Source organism: Lampropedia hyalina DSM 16112 (assembly GCF_900129055.1).
Taxonomy (GTDB): Bacteria; Pseudomonadota; Gammaproteobacteria; order Burkholderiales; family Burkholderiaceae_C; genus Lampropedia; species Lampropedia hyalina.
The window spans coordinates 18,832-41,060 of the sequence record NZ_FQUZ01000021.1 but is presented as its reverse complement, the minus strand read 5'-3'; the positions used below and the strand labels follow the sequence as shown (position 1 = coordinate 41,060).

At 59.7% G+C, this 22,229-nt stretch carries 18 protein-coding genes; 12 read left to right on the top strand and 6 right to left on the bottom strand.

Annotated elements, in window-relative coordinates:
• Nucleotides 1-21 precede the first annotated feature (21 nt).
• The 8 genes from BUE21_RS09505 (at nt 22) to BUE21_RS09470 (ending at nt 13,093) form a co-directional block, all read left to right on the top strand.
• Nucleotides 22-543 (top strand): sigma-70 family RNA polymerase sigma factor, encoded by a 522-nt coding sequence (locus BUE21_RS09505; RefSeq protein WP_234971106.1) that lies wholly within the window; start codon nt 22-24, stop codon nt 541-543.
• Between the two features lie 5 nt (nt 544-548).
• Nucleotides 549-1,619, top strand: a complete 1,071-nt coding sequence (locus tag BUE21_RS09500) for a FecR family protein (RefSeq protein ID WP_073356445.1) — start codon at nt 549-551, stop codon at nt 1,617-1,619.
• A 225-nt stretch (nt 1,620-1,844) separates the two neighbouring features.
• Entirely contained in the window at nt 1,845-4,529 is a 2,685-nt protein-coding gene (locus BUE21_RS09495) for a TonB-dependent siderophore receptor (protein WP_073356444.1), read from the top strand.
• Between the two features lie 417 nt (nt 4,530-4,946).
• Nucleotides 4,947-5,903: a hypothetical protein gene (locus BUE21_RS09490; RefSeq protein WP_073356443.1), complete on the top strand. Its 957-nt coding sequence runs from the start codon at nt 4,947-4,949 to the stop codon at nt 5,901-5,903.
• Nucleotides 5,904-5,996: 93 nt separating this feature from the next.
• Nucleotides 5,997-7,739, top strand: a complete 1,743-nt coding sequence (locus BUE21_RS14225) for a hypothetical protein (protein WP_159435839.1) — start codon at nt 5,997-5,999, stop codon at nt 7,737-7,739.
• Nucleotides 7,740-7,857: 118 nt separating this feature from the next.
• The gene (locus BUE21_RS09480) at nt 7,858-9,288 is read left to right on the top strand and encodes a surface lipoprotein assembly modifier (RefSeq protein WP_159435837.1); all 1,431 of its coding nucleotides are present in this window, start codon (nt 7,858-7,860) and stop codon (nt 9,286-9,288) included.
• Between the two features lie 50 nt (nt 9,289-9,338).
• Nucleotides 9,339-9,794: a DUF333 domain-containing protein gene (locus BUE21_RS14525; RefSeq protein ID WP_234971105.1), complete on the top strand. Its 456-nt coding sequence runs from the start codon at nt 9,339-9,341 to the stop codon at nt 9,792-9,794.
• A gap of 161 nt (nt 9,795-9,955) precedes the next feature.
• A complete protein-coding gene (locus BUE21_RS09470) occupies nt 9,956-13,093 on the top strand; it encodes an efflux RND transporter permease subunit (protein ID WP_073356439.1) in 3,138 nt (1,045 codons plus the stop codon).
• 157 nt (nt 13,094-13,250) lie between these two features.
• On the opposite strand, the gene cobT is transcribed toward BUE21_RS09470, so the two are convergent.
• The 5 genes from cobT to BUE21_RS09445 all read right to left on the bottom strand — a co-directional run bounded on the left by cobT (nt 13,251) and on the right by BUE21_RS09445 (nt 18,244).
• Nucleotides 13,251-14,324 carry a nicotinate-nucleotide--dimethylbenzimidazole phosphoribosyltransferase gene (gene cobT, locus BUE21_RS09465; protein WP_073356438.1) on the bottom strand — a complete coding sequence of 358 codons (1,074 nt, stop codon included), beginning with the start codon at nt 14,322-14,324 and terminating at the stop codon, nt 13,251-13,253.
• A gap of 35 nt (nt 14,325-14,359) precedes the next feature.
• On the bottom strand, nt 14,360-15,802 hold the full coding sequence (locus tag BUE21_RS09460; protein ID WP_073356437.1) for a cobyric acid synthase: 1,443 nt from the start codon (nt 15,800-15,802) through the stop codon (nt 14,360-14,362).
• Nucleotides 15,803-16,553: 751 nt separating this feature from the next.
• The gene (locus BUE21_RS09455) at nt 16,554-16,844 is read right to left on the bottom strand and encodes an H-NS histone family protein (RefSeq protein WP_073356436.1); all 291 of its coding nucleotides are present in this window, start codon (nt 16,842-16,844) and stop codon (nt 16,554-16,556) included.
• Nucleotides 16,845-17,001: 157 nt separating this feature from the next.
• Entirely contained in the window at nt 17,002-17,304 is a 303-nt protein-coding gene (locus BUE21_RS09450) for an Rdx family protein (protein WP_073356435.1), read from the bottom strand.
• A 13-nt stretch (nt 17,305-17,317) separates the two neighbouring features.
• Nucleotides 17,318-18,244, bottom strand: coding sequence for a 23S rRNA (adenine(2030)-N(6))-methyltransferase RlmJ (locus BUE21_RS09445; RefSeq protein ID WP_073356434.1), 927 nt, complete (start codon nt 18,242-18,244; stop codon nt 17,318-17,320).
• A 232-nt stretch (nt 18,245-18,476) separates the two neighbouring features.
• On the opposite strand from BUE21_RS09445, the gene rplM reads away from it, so the two are divergent.
• Both rplM and rpsI read left to right on the top strand, forming a co-directional pair.
• Nucleotides 18,477-18,908 carry a 50S ribosomal protein L13 gene (rplM, locus tag BUE21_RS09440; RefSeq protein ID WP_073356433.1) on the top strand — a complete coding sequence of 144 codons (432 nt, stop codon included), beginning with the start codon at nt 18,477-18,479 and terminating at the stop codon, nt 18,906-18,908.
• An 11-nt stretch (nt 18,909-18,919) separates the two neighbouring features.
• Entirely contained in the window at nt 18,920-19,315 is a 396-nt protein-coding gene (gene rpsI, locus BUE21_RS09435; RefSeq protein WP_073356432.1) for a 30S ribosomal protein S9, read from the top strand.
• A gap of 114 nt (nt 19,316-19,429) precedes the next feature.
• Here rpsI and ygfZ read toward each other — a convergent pair whose 3' ends face one another.
• A complete protein-coding gene (gene ygfZ / locus BUE21_RS09430; RefSeq protein ID WP_073356431.1) occupies nt 19,430-20,401 on the bottom strand; it encodes a CAF17-like 4Fe-4S cluster assembly/insertion protein YgfZ in 972 nt (323 codons plus the stop codon).
• Between the two features lie 127 nt (nt 20,402-20,528).
• On the opposite strand from ygfZ, the gene mltG reads away from it, so the two are divergent.
• Both mltG and tmk read left to right on the top strand, forming a co-directional pair.
• Nucleotides 20,529-21,518, top strand: a complete 990-nt coding sequence (gene mltG, locus BUE21_RS09425) for an endolytic transglycosylase MltG (RefSeq protein WP_234971109.1) — start codon at nt 20,529-20,531, stop codon at nt 21,516-21,518.
• Complete coding sequence (gene tmk, locus BUE21_RS09420) at nt 21,518-22,222, top strand: dTMP kinase (protein ID WP_073356430.1); 705 nt, start codon at nt 21,518-21,520, stop codon at nt 22,220-22,222. Before mltG ends, tmk begins: the two co-directional genes overlap by 1 nt.
• The last annotated feature ends 7 nt before the right edge of the window (nt 22,223-22,229 follow it).

Below are 22,229 nucleotides of genomic sequence, written 5' to 3'. Positions count from 1 at the left end.
CGCCCCTGTCAAACCATGACCATGCAAGGATCATCCCCGTCCGAACAAGTTGCCATGCTGTACCAGCAGAACCATTCGTGGCTCAAGACCTGGTTGCAGCAGCGGGTGCAGAACCCCGACATCGCCGCCGACCTGATGCAGGACACCTTTGTGCGCCTGCTCGGCAAGCACCTGCCGCCTGGAGAGCTGCGCCAGCCACGCGCCTACCTCACCACCATTGCCAAAGGGCTGCTGCACGACCACTGGCGCAAAATGGCCGTCGAACAGGCATGGCTGGACACCCTGGCAGCCCTGCCCCCCGCCAGCTTGCCCTCCGAGGAAGAACGGCTGATCGTCTGGCAAACCCTGCAAGAACTCGACCGGCTGCTCGGCGAACTCTCCCCCACCGTGCGCCAGGTCTTCCTGCTCTCGCAATTGGAAGGACTCGCCTATGCAGACATTGCCCAGGAGCTGCAACTCTCGGAACGCACCATCAAACGCCACATGGCCCGCGCCTTTGAAGTCTGCCTGACCCTGATGATGCAGGACGCACTCGGCCACTGACCGCCATGCCCGCCTCCGCTTCTCCCGACCCACCACCGCACACCCGGCTGGCCGTTCAGGGCGACTCTGCCCGCATCATCCGCGAAGCCGCGCAATGGCTGGCACTGTTGCACTCCGGCAAGGCCAGCCCCCGGCAATGGCGTGATTTCGATGCCTGGTGCAAGGCCCACCCCTCCCACCAGCAAGCCTGGGAAACCGCCCAGCAACTCAGCCAGAAACTCGGCAGCATCCCGCCCACTCTGGGAGTCCCCGTACTCACACGCCCGCCCTCCCTGCCGCGCCGCACCGTCCTCAAATCCATCGCAGGAATCGGCCTGGTGGGCACACTGGCCTGGCAGGCCCATCGACACGCCCTCTGGCAAAGCTGGCAAGCCGGCTACCGCACCGCCACCGGCGAACGGCAGGACATCACCCTGCCCGATGGCACTCGCATCCAGCTCAACACCGCCACCGCACTGGACATCCACTACCACCCCGACGAACGCCGCCTGCAACTCTACCGGGGAGAAATCCTGGTGCAGACCGCTCCCGACACCGCCTCCCCGCCACGCCCCTTCTGGGTACACACCCCGCAAGGCCGCATACAGGCACTGGGCACCCGGTTTGCCGTGCGCATCCTGCCTGCCTCGGGCATCGGCACAGCGGCACGCGAAAACTTCCCCACTCACTGGCAACCGACCCACACGCTCACCTGGGTGGCCGTACTCGAACACCGCGTTGCCATTCACCCCGGCCAGAGCCACGACACGCCCCTGCAACTGCACCCCGGCCAGCAAGCCTGGTTCGACCCACACCACATTCACCACAGCCCCGCCAACATCCCGCTGGCCACTGGCTGGAGCCACGGCGTGCTCTACGCCGACAACATGCGACTGGATGACTTCCTGCGCGAACTCGCCCGCCATCGCCCCGGCCACCTTCGCTGCGCCCCCGAAGTGGCACACCTGCGCCTCTCGGGTGCATACCAACTGCGCGACACCGACAAAATCCTCGACATCGTCGCCGCCACCCTGCCCATACGCATCCGCAAACGCCCGTACTGGGTCAGCGTCGAAGCCAATACCAATACCCTGTAAAAACCTGTTCAAGGTTCTCTGAACAGTCCCGCACGGTCAAGCCGTGCCCTGCGGGCTGCATCCACCGCATCGGCTCTCGCACCAAGCCACCAAGGCGTTTCATTTTTTTACAAAAATGAAACGCCAAACATGGCCCTTTTTGCCATTCCCAAACGGCATATCCAAAGTAAGCCATTCAGGCACTCCCTTCCCCCATTCACACCCCTGACCACACCAGAACCTGCCATGCCCAACAAAATAAAAACATCTCATTTGCATGACTATTACCATCACTATTCAAATAAATTCCCTCGCTCACTGCTGGCCTGTGCGGCCCTGCTCGCACTGGGAGCCAGCGCACTCCACCCGACAGCCGGTATCGCGCAGACCCAGCCAAACCACGCCACCGCCACCCACAGCGCGACCAGCCCACAAAACCACTACAGCATCCCCGCAGGCAGCCTGACCCAGGTACTGTCGCGCTTTGCCGGAGAAGCCGGGGTGAGCCTCTCCTTCGCGCCGGAACTCACCGCCGACCAGTACAGCAACGGCCTGCAAGGGCCATACACCGTGCAGCAAGGCTTCGCACAATTGCTGCGCCACACCAACCTGGAAGTTCAGCCACAGAGTGCGACCGAATACACATTGCGGCCCCGCCCTGCGTCCCAGGCCCAGCCCACCAGCGGCCACAGCAGCAATGCCAACACCCTCCCCGAAGTGACCATCATCACCTCGCTGGAAGCCCCCCAGGCAGTGGAATCCGCCACCCAGTACACCGTCAGCCAGAGCAGCAGTGCCGCCAAGCTGGATTTGCTGGTCAAGGAAACCCCGCAAACCATCACCACCTTCACCGAAAAACTGGTGCAGGACCTCAATGCCACCAACATCAGCGAAGTCCTCGAATACACACCCGGTGTCACCGTGGTCGAAAACGGCGTACCCGGTGCGGGGCGGGTGGAATACTATTCACGCGGCTTTGCCATCAACAGCTTCCAAATCGACGGCCTGATGACCGATGGAGCCGCCTTCGGTGCGCAAAACAACCAAAGCAACCGCACTGCCGTCGGCATGCAGGACTCGTTCCTCTACGAACGAATAGACATCATCAGAGGCTCCACAGGCTTGACCACCGGCCAAGGCGATCCTTCTGCCAGTCTCAGCTTCGTACGCAAGAAACCGCGGCAAGAGCGGCAATTGCTGGCCAACTTCAAATATGGCAGTTGGAGTACCAAACGAACCGAACTCGATTTCTCCACCCCCCTCAACACCAGTGGCACCTGGCGCGGCCGCATTGTTGCTACCGGCGACCACGGCAATGCCTATATCGACCGCGTCAAGCAGAAAGGCACAACCCTGTATGCGATCACCGAACTGGACATCACGCCGCAAACCCGCCTGAGCTTGGGCGGCACCCAAATCAACCGTCGCCTCGACGGTACCGGTCCGCATGGCATCACACGCACAACCAACAGAAACAGCCCCAACACCGAGCTGGGCCGCAGCTACAACAACGCCACCCGTTGGAGCTACCGCGACTTCGACTACAGCAACATCTTCGTCCATGCCGACCACATGTTCGACAACGGCTGGCAAATCGTCGGTGCCTACAACCACTTCAACGCCAAAAGCGACCGCCTTTATGGCGTGATGGGCACCACCTTCTACATGCCACAGTGGGATGTAGCGAGCTACGCCTGGGGCCGTGAACACTACGACAACACCACCAATGCCTTTGACGTATATCTCAAAGGTGCGTTTGACCTGCTGGGCCGCCAGCACGACTTCGTCATCGGTGCCAACCAGACCAAGTCCGACCGCACCAATTACAACCATCCCTCCATGTCTGACGTCACCCGCCCCAACCAGCAATCGCAGGTGGACGATCCCAACAGCACCTATTGGCGAACCGAAGCATGGCTACGCCCCAGCCAGTGGAATGATGGCGACATCGCCATGCCCGCACTCGATCTTCCCAACTGGGCTGCAATCGGTCTGGTGCCTTCATGGGAAACCCCTTACCGCATCGACCAATTCAAACGTGACCAGAAAGGCATCTACGGCTCCGTACGTCTGCGCCCGCTTGAACGCCTGCAAGTCATCCTCGGCACCCGCTACGGCAAGGGTGAAAAAATCTACAGCCAGCCTTCCACCTTCCAGCCCTATGGCGGTCTGGTCTATGAACTGACTCCCAGCATCAACGTCTATGCCGGCTATGCACGCATCGAAAAACCCAACACCCTCGACAACGCATTTCCCATTGATGTCGATAGTGGCGACTGGCTTGATCCTCTGAAAGCCAACACCGTTGAGGCGGGCATCAAGGGTGGCTTCTTCGACAACCGCCTCAATATCGCTGCGACGTACTTCACGATGACGCAGGACAACTACCCGATCCAAACCAACCGCTACATCGAAAACCCCAATTACCCCGGTACCTATTGGCAAGGTTATGTCGGCCTGGACGGATACCGCGTTTATGGAATGGAGTTCAATGCCGCTGGCCAAATTACCCCTAATTGGCAAGTCATGGGTGGCTATGTACACCAGCGTCAGAAATTGCCCAGCGACTTCTGGGGCATCGAAACGGGCGAAGATTTCGAATCACAATTCTTCTTTCCAAAAAATTCCTTCAAGCTATTCAGCAGCTACGACTTTGGCGACAACCGCCAATTCACCATAGGTGGTGGAGCCTACTGGCAATCCGCCGGACGAGGCAATATTCGATATGTCAAAGAAGATGGTACAGACTATTACTGGTGGCAAGGCAGTTATGCCACCTACAACCTGATGGCTCGCTGGCGCATCAACAAGAACAGCACCATCGGGGTCAATGTGAACAACTTGTTCGACAAGACCTATTTCACCAACTCCAGCACAGGGAACTACGGAATACCACGCAGCTTCACTGCCAGCATCAGTATGAAATTTTGACATGTAATAAAAAATTTCAGCAGCATCAACATTGCACAAGACAGTATATTTTCTCAACAGGCCAGACAAATAGTTTCATAAAAAAAAGGCTGCACTCCATAAAAAAATCACGAGGCCATTAAATTAGCCTCATGGATGATTATTGCCATTTTAAAATCCAATATCCACAAAATCTTCATGGAATATATCAAAAACATAAAAACTGACTTACATTACACACCATTGATAACAGATACAAAAACAGCATTTTTCAACAATGCCACACACCACGATAAAAACTCAAGGCAACCCAACATTTCAACATTCATCAAATGTCGGGTAGCCATAGAATTTGACGTCTGAAAAACGTCAAATATCCGCCTGTGGAATTATTTCACACCACTGGCATTTTTATATATCATTCAAAGGAAAATCTTTATGGCTATTCAACTTGGCCGCCTGTCCCTGGTCACCATCGCTGCCTTTGCTGCCATCGGTGCAGCGCAGGCACAAAACCTGACCATTGACTTCAACAGCACGCAAAACATCGCCGGTGACACTCCGGCATTCCGTGGATCCTTCACTTACGAAGGAGTGGTTTACGGCCCGACAAACAGCCCCATCAATGGGGTCGCCAACCCCACCACCGGCGTATCCGCCCCATCCGCCAGCAGCATCAACCTGGAAACTGCATTTACTGGCTCCGCCAATTCGCTGATTTCGACAGACGAAAACGGCATCAAACTCGGGAATGCTGGCACCTATAAATACTCCGATGGCACCCGTGGCAGCAATGTGGTTTACCGTTTCTACTACCAGGAATATTCCGCGATTGCCGGTAATTTGACCAAGGGTGCAAACCACGAACAAGAGGAGCGCAAACACTTCGTGAAGGCTGTAGTCGGGCAAGGTAGCACACTGACCGCATTGCAGGCTTTGCCAGAAGACAGCTATACCTATAACGGCATTGCATTCAGCAATTTCCCAACGGGTAATTTCAGCTATACAGTGGATCTGCTCACTCAGACTGGGGCTGGCTTGTTCACACTTGACAATATTCTTGTGCCCGCCTCTTGGAATGGCGGTACGCAAGGCAGCCTGAATGTCAGTGGCACACTGGACAGTACCAGCCTGATAGCGGATGCCAACGGTATTGTCGGCTCAGCAGGTATTGAAGGCGGCTCCGTCACGGCTGGAGCCCAGAACCCGAGCGACGCCTCGCAAGTCGCCTTGTGGAACATCGTTGTTGCCAACAGTACTACCACGGTAGATCCCAAATACTACCTGAACTTCTTTGGCACCAACAGTGGCACTGATGTAGCCCGAGAAGTCGCCGGTACCATCATTGGTTTGCCCGAGCGAATTGGCGGCGTGGCCATCATCGGCAAACGGTAATCGCTGAATAAACCATCCCAAAGCCCCTCCCTGTTTGGGATGGGGCTATTTCCGAAATATACCCCACACAGCATTCTTCCTCTTCTGCCAATCATGACAAATCATTCTCTCTCCTTCCCCGGTGCAAAAACACTAACTTGCCTGAGCATTGCACTAATGCTTGCTGCCTGTGGTGGTGGTGGCAGCAGCGATAGTTCCACAACACAGCCCGATAATCCCGGAGGGAATACAGGCAACAATGGCGGCGGCTCTAGTACTGAACCAGTTAGCCGCACACTCACCCTTCAGATACAAGGTCTTCCCGAGGGAATTACACTGCCTGTCACCTACGGCAGTGCCAATGCCAACCTCACATCGTCAAGTGCCAGCCTTGCCATCGAGAACGCCAACAACACCCAGATCACACTGGGTAATCTGAAGCTAACCACCGAACAACCTTACCTGGTGAATTGCGCGTTTTCTGAGCCTTTGGCCGGCACATTACAAGCCAATGGCAGCTTGCTGGCCAGCTTAACTAGTGATACATCACAGGTCGTAGAATGCAATCAGAAAATCACCGCAGTGGTGCAACAAAGGCTAGTCTCGGTACTCCCCTCTACAGCAGGTAGTGGGCTAAATGTTCTTACTGCCAAACTTGATGGCTCACAGGCTCAATGGCTAAACCCTGCATTAATGGTTCACAACACAACTACCAACAGCGTATCTGCACTGGTAGATAATGAACTTTACATATCAGCCAAGGATGATGATGTCAATAGTGCCACCGGCTGGGAGTTGCGTGCCACTAATGGGACAATCACCCGTTTGGTCAAAGATATCCACACAACTGTAACTGCTGGCGTCGGTACGGGCTCCATACCTTCTAACTTAGTGGCCTTGGGCAGCAAGCTTTATTTCACAGCAAATGACGGCTCAGGTGGCTCCTTATGGGTCAGCAATGGTTCCGAGACAGGTACACAAAAAGTGCTTTTCAATGGCAGTGCGTTCAACGGAGCAGAAAACTTAACCATTGCTGGAGACAAACTGTTTTTCAAGTCACAAAACAAGGTTTATGCAATAGATAACAACGGCACGGTAACAGATCTGGGTTTGAATCAGACAGCAGGATCTTTCTATGTAGTAGGTAGCCGAATATACTTACAGGACGCCAACCAGAAACAATGGTTTTCCGACGGCACAGCGGCTGGCACTACAGAATTCAATGCAGCATGGTTCAACAATACCCCGATTGAATTCAACGGTGAACTTTATTTCAGTGGAGCAGCCACCAATAATGAGACCGCCAAGCTCTATGCGATTAATCCCAATGGCACAAACCTTCGGCTAGTCAAAGATATCATGCGTGTCAGCCTCCATGCTGTGTTAGATGGAAAGCTGCTATTTACCGTCAACGACCGAGGTGTCACTGGCTCTGAATGGTGGGTCAGCGATGGCACCGAAGCAGGCACACAAATCGTCAAGGATGCCATTCCCGGACCCAGTGGTCTTAATCCTCAAAATGTCTTTGTCTTAAGCGATCGCTTGGTTTTCATGACTGCAGAAGGCGTTACCAGCGGTCAAGCCCCATACTACCTTTGGAGTACCGATGGCACTGCTAACGGCACCAAACGTTTGTCCACCGCAGGTGTAGATGCTTTTCTTACTAAAAACATCTCAATTGGCTGGCAGCAAGCTGGTTCCAATCGGGCCATATTCCAGATTCACGAAGGAAGTTCAACCAGCAACATAGCCAAGCTCTGGGTCACTGACGGTACGCCTGAAGGCACCAAGCCATTGCTGGACAAGAGCGGCCAGCAACTCGAGGCATATTCGACTGGTTCGCAATACGCCCTTTGATACCTGAACAAAGCGACAATTCTTGTCTTTCAGGAGTGCCATGCCCCATCGCCCCTTTCTTTTGCTCGCATTGTCAGTCTGCGCGACCAGCTTGGCGGCACAACCGACCGCGCCAGTCATGCCAGTCACAGCCACGCCCCAGGACGACCGCCTGCTCACCCAGCCTCTGCCCACACTGCGCCAACAGGCTCCCATCGGGCGGCCCAGTGGGGCATCGGCTGGGGGTGAGCAGGCCAATGCGCCATTGCCACAGGTGACCGATGAAGACCTGCAAGCCAATCGCCCGTTGGCCGAACATGTCATCAACACGGCCATGCTGCGCGAGGATTGGGATACGCTGGAGCGGGTGATGCAGTTCTATCCGCAGATGGAGGGGGCGGATGCCATGCTGGTGGATTTTGTGCAGGGTGCGCTGGCACGCCGTGCGGGTCGCCACCACGAGGCCATCACGCGCTACCGTCGCATGCTGGCCCATGATCCGACATTGAGTTATGTACGCCTGGATCTGGCCGCCATGCTGCTGGAGAACAAGGCGTACCGGGATGCGGGCGAAGCCCTTCAGACGGTGCTGCGCGATATGCGCCTGGTGCCTGCCGCGCGGCACAGTGCCCTGCAATACCAGCAGGCTCTGGCCGCACGACAGGGCTGGAGTGGCAACCTGACGCTGGGGCATGAATGGACAAGCAACGTGCAGAATGCCAGCGACAACCGTTTTCTGTACCTGCCGGTGGGCAAGGACGAAAACGATGTGTATTACTTCTGGGAGATGGAGAAGGATGCCAAGGACCTGCCGCGCAGTGCCCACGGCTTCAACGTGGCGGGGCATGTCGGCAGGGAATTCAATCTGCGCGGCAATCATTTCCTGACGCTGGGAGCAGGTGGCAGTGCAGCGCAATACCGCAATGCTTCGGACTACAACGAGACTGCGGTGAATGCGCGGGCGGGCTGGCGTTGGCAGGACATTCGTTCCTGGTATGCCATCACTCCGAATGTGAACCAGATGTGGCTGGGAGGTGATTCCTACAGCCGCAGTTGGGGCATCAGCGCGGAACATGGCCGCTGGCTGGGCACGCGCTGGCAGGTGTCGGGCACCTATTCCTGGCTGGAGCGCAGTTATTCGGGCGAGAACTACCGCAATTACGAAGGGAATATTCACGCGCTGTCACTGAGTCTGGTGCGGGTGATGTCGCCGGATTGGTGGGTGTTCGGTGCTCTGGCAGTGCAGGACGAAAATGCGCGTGGCGGGGAGGAGTCTTCGCTGCGCCAGACGGTACAGGCAGGGGCGGTGAAGAATTTCGGCAACGGATTGAGCAGCCGCGCCAGTGTGCGCTACACACGCCGCCGCTTTGATGACCCCTATCAGTTGTTCCTGCTGCGCCTGCGCCGCGATGACGAATACGGGCTGGATGCCTCGCTGTGGCAACGCCACTGGCAGGTGGCGGGCTTCACGCCGAAAATCAACTTCAGCTACTCCAAGGTAAACAGCAATCTGTATGCCTACGACCGCGACGAAAAGCAACTGGCCCTGACGCTGGAGCGGGCGTTCTGAAAAGGACTATGGGGTAAACTGGCCGCATGAAATACCTTATTCCCATTGCCATGACAGCTCTTGTGGCCGCCTGTTCGTCGGTTGCGCCCGAGAAAGAAGCACCTCCGGTTCAACTCGCCAATCCAGCCTCGCAGTTCTGTGTGCAGTCGGGCGGAACACTGCGCATCGAGAAAACCCCGGCGGGAGAGGCTGGCATCTGTGTCTTGCCCGATGGACGAGAGATCGATGAATGGGAGCTGTTCCGCAGCAGCCAGGCATCCTCCACCCTACCCAAGGTCAATGTGGTTCGCTATCGCTGCGAGCCGCAACAGAACGTGACGGTGACCTACTTTGTGGATCAGGAACGGGCGCAACTGGAGCGCGCAGGTGCCACGGTGGAACTGAAACAACAGCCCAGCGGCTCCGGGTTCATCTACAGCAACGGCCCCAACACCATCCGTGGCAAGGGAGATGATCTGACGCTGGAGATTGGAAGAATGGCTGCCATTCAGTGCAAGGCGGTCTGAGCAGATCGCGCAGGAGCGTGGGAACGATCCATGGCATCCGGTGAGTGGCTTGGCCATGCAGGGTTTTTCCCTGTAAGCCTATACTTTCGGCATTCGGGGTAGCGGCGTGACTGACGCTGCCTCTGTTTGCTTCTGCGTCTGTTGCTGCTCTTGCCACCTCCATGTCCCTTTCTGAAATTTCCATTCGCAGGCCGGTGTTTGCCACCGTGCTGTCGCTGCTGATTCTATTGATCGGTGCGGTCAGTTTCCTGGGCCTGCCGGTGCGCGAGTATCCGCAGATCGACGAGCCGGTGGTGACGGTGCGGGTGAACTACCCCGGCGCGTCGGCGCGGGTGATGGAGTCGCAGGTGGCCAAGCCGCTGGAGGATTCGATTGCGGGCATCGACAGCGTGGATGTGATCACGTCCATCAGCCGGGCCGAGCAGGCGCAGATTTCGGTGCGGTTTCTGCTGGAGAAAAATGCCGACACGGCCGCCGCCGAGGTGCGCGACCGGGTATCGCGGGTGCGCAACCGCCTGCCCGACGAGGTGGACGAGCCAGTGATCGCCAAGGTAGAGGCCGATGCCTTTCCGGTGATGTTCCTGGCCTTCGCCAGTGCGCAGCGCAGCCAGTTGGAGATCAATGACCTGATGGAACGCATGGCACGGCCCCGCCTGCAAACCGTGCCGGGCGTGGCCGATACGCCCATTTACGGGGCGCGGCGTTACGCCATGCGAGTGTGGCTCGATCCGCAGCGGCTGGCGGCCTATCAGGTGACGGTGGCCGAGGTGGAGGCGGCCATCCGCAGCCAGAACCTCGAATTGCCTGCAGGGCGCATCGAATCGCAGCAGCGCGAGTTCAATGTGGTGTCGCAGACCAATCTGGCCACGGTGGAAGAGTTCGAGGCGGTGGTCATCAAGACGGTGAATGGGTTTTCGGTGCGCCTGCGCGATGTGGCGCGGGTGGAGGAAAGCGTGGCGAACCTGCGCAGCCGGGTGCGCTTCAATGGCGTGGATTCGGTGTCGATGGGGATTGTGCGGCAGGCCACGGCCAATCCGCTGGAGGTCGCAGCCGGGGTGCGCGAGGCTCTTGCGGTGTTGCGCGAGGAACTGCCCGATGACATTCAGGTGGACATTGCCAACGACAACACGGTGTTCATCGAACGCTCGATTGCGAGTGTGTACGCCACGCTTGCCGAGGCGGTGGTGCTGGTGGTGCTGGTGATTTTTGTGTTCCTGCGCACGGTGCGGGCCTCGCTGATTCCGATTGTGACGATTCCGGTGAGCCTGATCGGCGCGTTTGCGCTGATGTCTCTGGCGGGGTTTTCCATCAACACGCTGACGCTGCTGGCTCTGGTGCTGGCCATCGGGCTGGTGGTGGACGATGCGATCGTGATGCTGGAGAACATCTATCGCCACATCGAGGCGGGCATGGAGCCGTTTGCCGCTGCACTCCAGGGTGCGCGGGAGATCGGTTTTGCGATTGTGGCCATGACGCTGACGCTGGTGGCGGTGTACGCGCCGCTGGCCTTCACTCCGGGGCGCACGGGGCGGCTGTTTGCCGAGTTCGCGCTCGCACTGGCCGGGGCGGTGCTGGTGTCGGGCTTCGTGGCCCTGACGCTCTCGCCCATGCTGTGCTCGGTGCTGCTCAAGCACAACCCCCAGCCCAATCGCTTCGACCGTTTCATGGAGCGGCATCTGACGGGTATGTCGCAGACGTATGGGCGGCTGCTTCGCTGGCTGGTGACGGCCCGCGCCAGCGGCCCGCGCGGTCAGCTGCTGCAAGCGCGCTGGCTGGTGCTGCTGGCCATGCTGGCCTGTGGCGTGGCCCTGGCCTGGGTGTACCCGCGCCTGCCCTCGGAGCTGGCCCCGATGGAAGACCGGGGCACCTTGCAGGTGCGCCTGTCGGCTCCTGATGGTGCATCGCTGGAATACACGGATGCGCACGCGCAGCGCGTGGAAGACTTTGCCCGCAAGTACCCGGAGTTCGACCGCATCTTTGCCAACATCGGCAACCCCAGCGTGGTCAATGGCAATGTGATTCTGCGCACCGTCGATTGGAGCGAGCGCGAACGCAGCGTGTTCGATCTGATGGGCGACATCCGGCGCGACACCCAGACACTGCCGGGGGTGTTCAGCATTCTGAACATGCCGCCGCCGCTGGGCATGAGCATCAGCTCCCGCCCGTTCCAGTATGTGATTCAGACCAGCGAATCCTACGAAGCCCTGCACGAAGTGGTGCAGCAGATCAGCGCGGCCGTGGAAGATTACCCCGGCATTTCCATGCTGGATGTCGATCTGCGCATGAACACGCCAGAAGTGCGGCTGGAGGTGGATCGGGCACGCGCCGCCGATCTGGGCGTAGACGTGGCGACGGTCTCGCGCACGCTGGAGACGCTGCTGGGCGGGCGCACCGTCACGCGCTACCAGAAGGGCAGCGAACAATACGATGTGCTGGTGCAGACCGGGCCGGGCGAACGGCTGGCCCCGGCGCAGATAGAGCAGATTCATGTGCGCACGGCAGCGGGGGCGATGGTGCCGCTGTCGGCCCTGGTGAACTGGCAGGAGACGGCCAGTCCGCGCGAGCTGAACCACTTCGGGCAACGGCGTTCTGCCACTTTCACGGCGCAGATTCCGCCCGATTACGCACTGGGAGAGGCCCTGGACTGGATGGATGCCACCGTGGCGCAGATTCTGCCCAACGGCTATTCGGTGGACCTGAATGGCGCGTCGCGCGAGTTCCGCGATTCGCAAGGGGCCATGACGCTGGTGTTCGCGCTGGCACTGGTGTTCATCTATCTGGTGCTGGCGGCGCAGTTCGAGAGCTTTATCGATCCGCTCATCATCATGGTGTCGGTGCCGCTGTCGATGGTGGGGGCACTGCTGGCCCTGCGCTGGACGGGTGGCACGCTGAACGTGTATTCACAGATTGGCCTGATTACGCTGGTGGGGCTGATTACCAAGCACGGCATTCTGATCGTGGAGTTTGCCAACCAGTTGCGCCAGCAAGGCATGGACAAGGTGGACGCACTGGTACATGCCGCCGAGCAGCGGCTGCGCCCGATTCTGATGACCACCGGCGCGATGGTACTGGGTTCGCTGCCGCTGGCACTGGCCAGCGGAGCCGGGGCCGAGAGCCGCATGCAGATCGGCTGGGTCATCGTGGGCGGTCTGACGGTGGGCACGCTGCTGACGGTGTTCGTGGTGCCCACCATCTACCTGCTGCTGGCCCGCCAGCGCGTACCGGGAGAGCGGCGCGACGATCAGGTCGATGCCGCAGAGGCAGGCCACCAACACCCGGCCCCATCGGCCACCGTCTGAGTTCATCCACAGGGTTCTGAAGCCGCCTGTCATTGCGGCGAAGGCCGCAATCCAGTCACCCCATGTGCCATTGGGCAATACCGGTGTTTTTTCAACGTCGTCACTGGATTGCGGCCTTCGCCGCAATGACGCAGTGGGGTCAATATGCCAATTGATTTCAGACCGCAGTTCGTGCCGTGGAGACCCCGGCACTGGCAAAACTGGCCATCTCGCACAGAATGCGACAGGCCGATTCCAGCAGTGGCCAGGCCAGTGCCGCGCCGGAGCCTTCGCCCAGGCGCAAGTCCATTTGCAGCAGCGGGCTGGCCTGCAATGCCTGCAACATCAGGCGATGCCCCTGCTCGTGGGACAGGTGCGAGAACACGCAATAGCCCAGCACCTGCGCCTGCAAGCGCGCCGCCACCAGCACGGCAGCACTGGTGACAAAGCCATCCACCACAATGACGCGCTGCTCCAGCGCAGCCTGCAACACCGCGCCCACCATGGCGGCCAGCTCCAGCCCGCCCAGGGCCGCCAGCACATCCAGCGGTTCAGTCACGGCTGCATGGGTGTGCAGAACCTGCCGCAACACGGCCACTTTGTGTTCCCAGGCCGCGCCGTGCATGCCGGTGCCCGCGCCGGTGCAGTCTTCAATCGGCAGGTTTTCCAGCCGTGCCAGCAACAGGGCAGCCGCCGAGGTGTTGCCAATGCCCAGCTCGCCTAACAGGATGGCATTGCCGGGGGCGTGGCGCACGGCTTCGCGCCCCACCTCGATGGCTTGCAGGCACTGCGGCAGGGTCATGGCCGGTTGCTCGCTGGCATCGGCACTGCCATCGGGCAATACCTTGGCACTGCGCAATTGCGGGTGGGCGGGCAAAGGCTGGGCGATGCCGCAATCGATCAGCGTCAAGCCGATGCCATGCTGGCGCGTGAGCACGCTGATGGCCGCCCCGCCGTGCAGGATGTTCTGCGCCATTTGCCACGACACTTCCTGCCCGTAGGCCGATACGCCCTGCCGCGCCAGACCGTGGTCGGCGGCGAACAGCAGCATCTGCGGAGCTTCCAGACGGGGTTCGGTGGTGCCCAGAATGCCGCCGATCTGCCGTGCCAGCGGCTCCAGCCGCCCCAGCGACCCCACGGGCTTGGTCTTGTGATCCAGCAGATGTTGCAGCGCGTCGGCCAGAGCCGGTGTGCCCGGTGCCACGATACGGGCCAGCACATCGGCCAGCGGGGAAGGAATGGAAGCAGTCATGAAAGGCAGGAGAAAAGTTTCAGAAAAAAATGAATTCAGGCAACGGGCCTTGCAAACCAGGAGTCCACCCCTGCGGCCAGACGGTCAAACACAGCATCCATATCCTGTGCCTGCGCACCGAACAGGGCCTGCAATACCGCTGCACTCTCGAACAGGCCATGCAGGTAGCAGCCCAGCACATGGCCTGACGCATTCGCCCATGCCAGCCCCTCCATGGCAGTCTGCACACCCTGCCCTGCGGCCAGCATGGCCGGATGCACGGCTGTCTGGCCGTGGTGAATCTCGTAGGCATGCAGCTCCAGCCCCGACAGGGCCTGCCACGCGCCGGTAAGCGTGCCCATGCGCACCTGGCTGTGCCGCACGGTTTTGTCTGGGGCGAACTGCGTCACCAGCGGCAGCAGGCCCAGACCGTGGGCATTGCCGTCCACACCGTGGCTATCGACCAATGCCTCGCCCAGCATTTGCAGGCCCCCACAGATGCCCAATACCCGCCGCCCCTGCGCGGCATGGTCGGCAATGGCACGGTCCAGGCCCTGTTGGCGCAACCAGTGCAGATCGGCCACCGTCGCCTTGGAGCCGGGCAGGATGACCCAGTCGGCATCGGCCAGATCGGCCACCGTGCGTGCCCACACCAGCTGCACCCCGGCCACGTTGTGCAGCGGCTGGAACTCGTCCAGATTGCTGATGCGCGGGTAGGCCACGATGGCAATGCGCGTGTGTGCTGCCTTCGGGCTGACCGTGCCAGATGCCGGGGCAGCGGAGTGGAACATGCCATCTTCCTCCGGCAGACCATGCTGCCACAGCATCGGAATGGTGGCCACCACCGGCACGCCGGTCAGGTCGTGCAGCATCTGCGGCCCTGGCTCCAGCAAGGCGGCATCGCCCCGGAACTTGTTGAGCACAAAGCCCCGGAGCAATGCCTGCTCAGACGGTGGCAGCAGTGCCCAGGTGCCGTAGAGATGGGCGAATGCCCCGCCCCGGTCGATGTCGCACACCAGCAGGCAATGCGCCTGCACATGCCGAGCCACGCGCATGTTCACCATGTCGCTGTCGTGCAGGTTGATTTCAGCGGGGGAACCGGCTCCCTCAATAACCACGACATCGTTTTCGGCGCACAGCGCATCCAGAGCCTGCGCCAGCACCGGCCAGAGGTGGGGGCCACGCTCACGCCACGGCATGCGTGTGAAGGTGTCGCTCACCTGCCCCAGCACCACCACCTGGCTGCGGGTATCGGCTTCGGGCTTGAGCAACAGCGGGTTCATGCGCACATCGGGCACCGTGCGTGCGGCCAGAGCCTGGAAATACTGCGCACTGCCGATTTCGCCCTGCCCACCATCGGGCGTAGCCACCACGCGGGCGTTGTTGCTCATGTTCTGCGCCTTGAAGGGAGCCACCCGATAGCCCCGGTTGCTGTACCAGCGGCACAGCGCGGTGGCCAGCCAGCTTTTGCCCGCATGGCTGCTGGTGCCCAGCACCATGATGCACAAGGCACGCGGCGGCAAATGGTCATCGCCAGATGAATAGGAAGGAAAGGGTAGGGGAAGCAATGAATCAGCCATTCGAGAAACCTGCAAAGTCCAGAAAAACCCACGCCATTTTGATGCTCACCCATCAACCAATCCGCACACTGGTATTAAAAACCATTTCGGAAGAATTCCCCATTCCCACTGCCATCACTGCATGCAATCCATTCAAGAACCCAAAACCCTACTGATGGAAATGTTTTTTACAAACCCCAACCACGATTTCAATCGTGCATATTCGTCGAATACGAAAGATGCTGGCAGGAAGAAGGCAGATGGTCTGCGAACCACACCAATACACCCGCTTGTGGCAATCCATGCGGACCAAAAACCATTAACCCTTATACCATTCACGACTCAGACACCAGGGTTCTCGGTCAATCGGAAAGCCCCGCGCAATGCCTTGCACAGTTTGTATTTTTGGCCATATCTAGTGGCAAAACGGATTGAAGCCATAGTCCAGCCCCCAGGGAGACACTGAATGATTCGATCCGGCCCACGCATCCTTGTTTCTGGATACCCAAACAAGTCGGACAGATGGTGTGAGAAGCGTGCAATTCCTCGGAAAAATGCGTATCTGCGCAGACCTTTCAGAAGCCCGACCACTGATTCAGAATACAAGCAAACGCTCCAATACAAAACCCCGCCAATGCGGGGTTTTGTATGAGCATGCCAGTGAATGCCAGCCCGTTTTTTATCCGGGGTTTCAGGCAATCAGGAACTGCTCGCGATCCTGGTTCTGAATCCACAGCGGTGGCTTGCCACGGCCAGTCCATGTCTCGCCAGTAGCCGGATTGCGGTACTTGGGCTGAACCTTTTTGACTTCGGTGCTGCTTTTGCCAGCAGCAAACACCTGCTCGGGTGTGAAGTCAAACTTTTTAATCAATGCCTTGATTTGTTGCAGGGCCTCTCCGCTTTCGCGAAGGCGTGCTTCGTCAATCTGTTGCTGGAGGGTTTGCTGTTGCGACAGCAGTTCGTCGAGTGTAGGGTTGCTCATGATTTTCCTTGTTGGGAAACTATCCATAATTGAAGTGAAGCCATTATATATGGATTTATTCTCTCGAAATAACCATTACCCGCCATACAGGGTTTTTACATGAGTCCAACGCCATGCGCGGTTCCATGGCCACACGACTCCCTATTGCAGAGCTTCCCTAACGATCAATGTGCCCCAGAGAAACATCCGGGGCAATTTGATCGCGCACACGCTGCTTGAGTGTCTTGACATCGGGAAAGCCGCCATCGACTTTTCGATCCCAGATCAATACGCCATTGCAGTGAATCTGGAATATGCCGCCTGTATCGGGAATCAGCGCGACCTCACCCAGTGCCGTGCCAAAGGTATTGAGCAGCTCCTGCGCCATCCAGCCTGCCCGCAACAGCCATTGGCACAGGGTGCAATAGCGAATGGTAATACGCGGCAGAGGTTCAACTGCGGCGATGGTTTCGGAAGGCATGGACATGGTGTATTTATGGACGCTGGCTGCTGGCCTCACCATTTTCCAGCTTGAATCCTGCCAGATGGTCTTGCCCCAGGGCACGGCTGAGTTCCGGCAAGGCCGATTGCAGCGCGCCCTTGAGTGGATAGGGTGGGTTGATGATGAAAATACCACTGGCAGCCATGCCAGGGCGTTTGACTTTCTCGCCAGGCAACTGAATACCCGACTTTGCACTGGATTTGACCGTGACACTGGCATTCAGCCAAGATTTACCTGCCTGCCGCGCCAGTGCCTTGAGTTTGCGCGGCAATTCGTGGGCTTCCGGTCGGGGAATGATCGGATACCAGACCACATACACGCCGGTGGCAAACTTCTTCAATGCCGCACCGATGAACGCATGCACCTGGGCGTAATCGCTCTTGAGTTCGTAGCTGGGGTCGCACAGCAACAGGCCCCGGCGTGACGGAGGTGGCAGCAAGCGCAACGCGCCAGCAAAGCCGTCCTCGTGGTACACCTGCACCTGCCTGCTGTTGGCTTGCAGTTGCTCGGTATTGCCACGCAGCGCGCGCATGTCGGCAGGCTGCAATTCAAACAAGTGCAGCTTGTCTTGCGCACGCAACAAATGCTGGGCCAGCACGGGAGAGCCGGGATAGATGCGCAGCTTGCCGCCATCGGCCATGCCGGGGTTGTAGTGCCGCAATGCCGCCATATAGGTCTGGATGGCAGCGGCCCTGGGAGCGGGCTGGCTGGCAAACAGCCGCAACACCCCCTCCTCGCTCTCGTTGCTGGTCTGGGCAAAATCCCCGTCGAGGCGGTACAGGCCGGCCCCGGCATGGGTATCCACCACACTGAGCGGGGTTTCCTTGGCCGTGAGGTGCTGGAGAATGCAGAGCAGGGCCGTGTGCTTGAGCACATCGGCATGGTTGCCTGCGTGAAAGGCGTGTCGATAACTGAACATGGCGGATATGGTAGCGGTCTGGCGTGGGGGCAAGAGCTTCGCAGAAAAAAATGGCTGATTTATTTGAATGAACGCTATAATGTCGGGTTTTGCAGCGATTGCACGACCCCGCAGCAAAATGCCCGCCGCACCGCTTGCAGTGCGGCATGGCACCTCCCACCTAAGAGGCTCCATCACAAGAAGAGCACCGACCGTGGAAAAGGGTTGTTATTCATCCATCAAAGGATTATTCATGTCTTATACAGTCAGCGCAAAACCCGCTGAGGTGCAACATGAATGGTTTGTGATCGACGCCACCGACAAGGTGCTTGGCCGGGTAGCCAGCGAAGTTGCCCTGCGTCTGCGCGGCAAACACAAAGCCATTTACACACCTCACGTTGATACAGGTGACTTCATCGTCATCATCAACGCATCCAAACTCAAGGTCACTGGCAACAAGGACCTGGACAAGGTGTACTACCGCCACACCGGCCACCCCGGCGGCATCAAGGCCATCAACTTCCGTGATCTGCAAGCCAAGCACCCCGGCCGCGCGCTGGAAAAGGCCGTCAAGGGCATGCTGCCCAAGGGGCCACTGGGCTATGCCATGATCAAGAAGCTCAAGGTGTATGGCGGCGCAGAGCACCCGCATACCGCCCAACAGCCCAAAGTGCTTGAAATCTAAGGAGCTTTCAGATGGCAATTGGTGATTGGAACAATGGCACCGGCCGCCGCAAATCCAGCGTGGCACGTGTCTTCCTCAAAAAAGGTTCGGGCAAGATTACCGTGAATGGCAAGGACATTCAGGAATATTTTGGCCGCCAGACTTCGATCATGGTGTCCAAGCAGCCACTGGTGCTGACCGATCATGTCGAGACTTTCGACATTCTGGTCAATGTCAATGGCGGTGGCGAATCCGGTCAGGCCGGTGCAGTGCGCCACGGCATTACCCGCGCACTGATCGACTACGACGAAACCCTCAAGCCCACACTGAGTGCCGCCGGTTATGTGACCCGCGACGCCCGCGAAGTGGAACGTAAAAAGGTCGGTCTGCACTCCGCCCGCCGTCGCAAGCAATTCTCCAAGCGTTAATCCGCCTGGGTGCTGCGGCACAAAAAGCCACGCTGGTTTCTGGCCCGCGTGGCTTTTTTCATGCCTGGCAAAGGACGGCTCTGCCCCACTTCTGAGGCAGGCCCTTCCCCCATCTCAAATATCGTCGCGCAACGGATACGGCAGGGGTGCGAGGGTAATGGGCACGGCCTGGGCGGTGGCGGCTTCGGCACCGGCCTTGCGCACGGACAGCTCGCCCTCGGCGGCATTGGTTTGCAGGCTCACCAGTGCAGCGAATGCGCCGGTCTCTGCTGTGCCCACGGGAGCCACCTGCACGACCAGACCACAGGGCGAGGCATCGGCAGCGGGGTGGTGTTCTGCGAATACTTCATCGCCAGCGGCAATCGGTGGCTCGGAAGTGGCCTGCTGGCCGTGTGCCACAAAGGTGCGGCGTTTGATGGCCCCCCGGAACTGGCTGCGCGCCACCACTTCCTGGCCGGGATAGCAGCCCTTCTGGAAGTGAACGCCGCCCACCGATTCGTAGTTGAGCATCTGTGGCACGAAGGCATCAATCACCGGCGCGCTGAGCGTGGCCACTGCGCTTTCGACCTCGCTGTGCAGCCAGTCCGATGCGGACAGGTTCAGTTCGCCCGGCGCGGGAGTCTCTGCCGCAGCGAGCCAGAGGGCACGCTCTGCGCCCAGTGCCGGGTACAGGCGGATGGCGTACTGCCCTGGCGCAGGCTGCTGCACATCCCAGGGCTGTTGGGTCTGGGGTGCGAGGGCTGTCACGGCATCCCCGGCCAGTCCGTAGAGCCGCCATTGTGACGATACATCCGTCAGGCGGGTTTTGCTGCGCAGGATGAACATGGAGAGGCGTTTGTGCACGGCGGCCAGCAGGCTTTGGTCGCCGATCAGCAGCACGTCCTGCTCGCCATGGCGCAGGCCGATGAAGCTGGCCTGCATCCGCCCCTTGGCGGTGAGAAAAGCGGCGAGTCGTGCCTTGTCGTGCCCCAACAGCTTGAAATCATTGCTGAGCTGGCTGTGCAGGAACTGGCGGGAGTCCTCGCCGCTGGCAAGCAATACGCCCAGATGGGCAATCGGGGCGATACCGTGAAAGGAATTGGCCATAGTCGAAGTGCTGGTTTACTTTATGATTCGATGCTTTCAGAACATCCGCCTGCCCTTGATGACTGCACGATCACTGCGCGGCCAGGCGGAATCTGCCACCTGTTTTAACAGAGGATTCACTCCCTTGCTGCGAAAGCTGGCTTTATTCATTTTTTTCATCCTCCTGCTGCTGGGCGGCCTGGGAGCCTATGGCCTGTGGTGGACGCAACAGCCTCTGAAGCTGCAACATGCACCCGTCGAACTGACCGTGCCGCGCGGTGCGTCGGCGCAGGGCGTGGCACGGGCTGCCGTGGCAGCGGGCGTGCAGGCTCCGCCGGATGTGTTGCATCTGTGGTTTCGCCTCTCCGGTCATGGCCGTTCGCTGAAAGCCGGTTACTATGAACTGGAGCCGGGCACCACGCCCCGGCGTTTGCTCGAACGTCTGGTGAATGGGGAGCAGACGCTGGTCAGCATCACCTTCATCGAGGGCTGGACGTTCCACCAGATGCGCCAGGCTCTGGCACGCCAGCCGCTGCTGGCGCAAACCGAGGGACTGACGGCCGCGCAGATCATGGAACAACTCGGGCGGCCGGGCATGGCGGCGGAAGGCCGCTTCTTCCCGGATACCTACACGGTGGCGAAAAAATCCAGCGATCTGGCCGTGCTGCGCCAGGCCATGCGGGCCATGGACAATATGCTGGAAGCCGCCTGGAGCCAGCGCGATCCTGCCACGCCCTTGCGCACGGCCGAGGAAGCCCTGATTCTGGCCAGCATCGTCGAGAAGGAAACCGGGCTGGAGAGCGACCGGGGCAAGGTGGCCGGGGTGTTCACCAACCGCATCCGGCGCGGTATGCGCCTGCAAACCGACCCCACGGTGATCTACGGTCTGGGGCCGGACTTTGAAGGCCGCCTGCGCCGCCAGCACCTGGACACCGACACGCCGTGGAACACTTACACCCGTGCGGGCCTGCCCCCCACACCGATTGCCATGCCCGGCCGTGCCTCGCTGCTGGCCGCCGTGCAACCCGAAGCCACCACCGCGCTGTACTTCGTATCGCGCGGCGATGGCAGCAGCCAGTTCAGCGACAGCCTGCCCGAGCACAACCGCGCAGTCGATCGCTACATCCGGGGACGCTGATGCCCACCTGCCACACTGCTGCGCCCACCCCCGCCAGAAAAGGGCTGTTCCTGAGCATCGAGGGCATTGACGGCGCAGGCAAATCCTCGCATCTGGCCACCATCGCCCAGGCCCTGGAAGCCGCTGGCCACACCGTGGTGCTGACACGCGAACCCGGCGGCACGCCACTGGCGGAAAAAATCCGCGCCTTGCTGCTGCACGAAGGCATGGATGCCCGCTGCGAAGCCCTGCTGGCGTTTGCCGCCCGCCGCCAACACCTGCTGGAGACCATCGTGCCCGCTCTGGAGCAAGGACACACGGTGGTGTCCGACCGCTTCACCGATGCCACTTTCGCCTATCAGGGCGCGGGCCGGGGCGTGGACTGGGTGGCACTGGAATGGCTGGAGCAATGGGTGCAGACCACACCAGCCGCAGACAGCCCACACTTCCAGTCGCCGGACTGCACCCTCTGGTTCGACCTGCCCCCGGCGATTGCGGCCGAACGCTTGCAGAAGGCCCGCACCCCCGACCGTTTCGAGGCGCAGACGCTGGCCTTCTTCACCAACGTGGCCGCTGGCTATGCCCGCCGCGCCCAGCAGGCTCCCGAGCGGTTCTGCCGCATCGATGCCCACCAGCCCATTGCGCAGGTGGCCACTCAGGTGCGCCAGTGCCTTGCGCAACGCGGCTATCTGTCCGGCCCCACCACGCCGCCTGTGTACGCATGAGCAAGAC

Excerpts from the sequence above, each read along its gene's own strand:
- BUE21_RS09495 (WP_073356444.1), top strand. The coding sequence starts at position 1,845 with ATGCCCAACAAAATAAAAACATCTCATTTGCATGACTATTACCATCAC.
- BUE21_RS09490 (WP_073356443.1), top strand. The coding sequence starts at position 4,947 with ATGGCTATTCAACTTGGCCGCCTGTCCCTGGTCACCATCGCTGCCTTT.
- BUE21_RS09470 (WP_073356439.1), top strand. The coding sequence starts at position 9,956 with ATGTCCCTTTCTGAAATTTCCATTCGCAGGCCGGTGTTTGCCACCGTG.
- BUE21_RS09450 (WP_073356435.1), bottom strand. The coding sequence starts at position 17,304 with ATGCCTTCCGAAACCATCGCCGCAGTTGAACCTCTGCCGCGTATTACC.
- BUE21_RS09480 (WP_159435837.1), top strand. The coding sequence starts at position 7,858 with ATGCCAGTCACAGCCACGCCCCAGGACGACCGCCTGCTCACCCAGCCT.
- BUE21_RS09505 (WP_234971106.1), top strand. The coding sequence starts at position 22 with ATGCAAGGATCATCCCCGTCCGAACAAGTTGCCATGCTGTACCAGCAG.
- cobT (WP_073356438.1), bottom strand. The coding sequence starts at position 14,324 with ATGACTGCTTCCATTCCTTCCCCGCTGGCCGATGTGCTGGCCCGTATC.
- ygfZ (WP_073356431.1), bottom strand. The coding sequence starts at position 20,401 with ATGGCCAATTCCTTTCACGGTATCGCCCCGATTGCCCATCTGGGCGTA.
- tmk (WP_073356430.1), top strand. The coding sequence starts at position 21,518 with ATGCCCACCTGCCACACTGCTGCGCCCACCCCCGCCAGAAAAGGGCTG.
- BUE21_RS14525 (WP_234971105.1), top strand. The coding sequence starts at position 9,339 with ATGACAGCTCTTGTGGCCGCCTGTTCGTCGGTTGCGCCCGAGAAAGAA.
- rpsI (WP_073356432.1), top strand. The coding sequence starts at position 18,920 with ATGGCAATTGGTGATTGGAACAATGGCACCGGCCGCCGCAAATCCAGC.
- BUE21_RS09460 (WP_073356437.1), bottom strand. The coding sequence starts at position 15,802 with ATGGTGCTGGGCACCAGCAGCCATGCGGGCAAAAGCTGGCTGGCCACC.
- BUE21_RS14225 (WP_159435839.1), top strand. The coding sequence starts at position 5,997 with ATGACAAATCATTCTCTCTCCTTCCCCGGTGCAAAAACACTAACTTGC.
- BUE21_RS09445 (WP_073356434.1), bottom strand. The coding sequence starts at position 18,244 with ATGTTCAGTTATCGACACGCCTTTCACGCAGGCAACCATGCCGATGTG.
- rplM (WP_073356433.1), top strand. The coding sequence starts at position 18,477 with ATGTCTTATACAGTCAGCGCAAAACCCGCTGAGGTGCAACATGAATGG.
- BUE21_RS09455 (WP_073356436.1), bottom strand. The coding sequence starts at position 16,844 with ATGAGCAACCCTACACTCGACGAACTGCTGTCGCAACAGCAAACCCTC.
- BUE21_RS09500 (WP_073356445.1), top strand. The coding sequence starts at position 549 with ATGCCCGCCTCCGCTTCTCCCGACCCACCACCGCACACCCGGCTGGCC.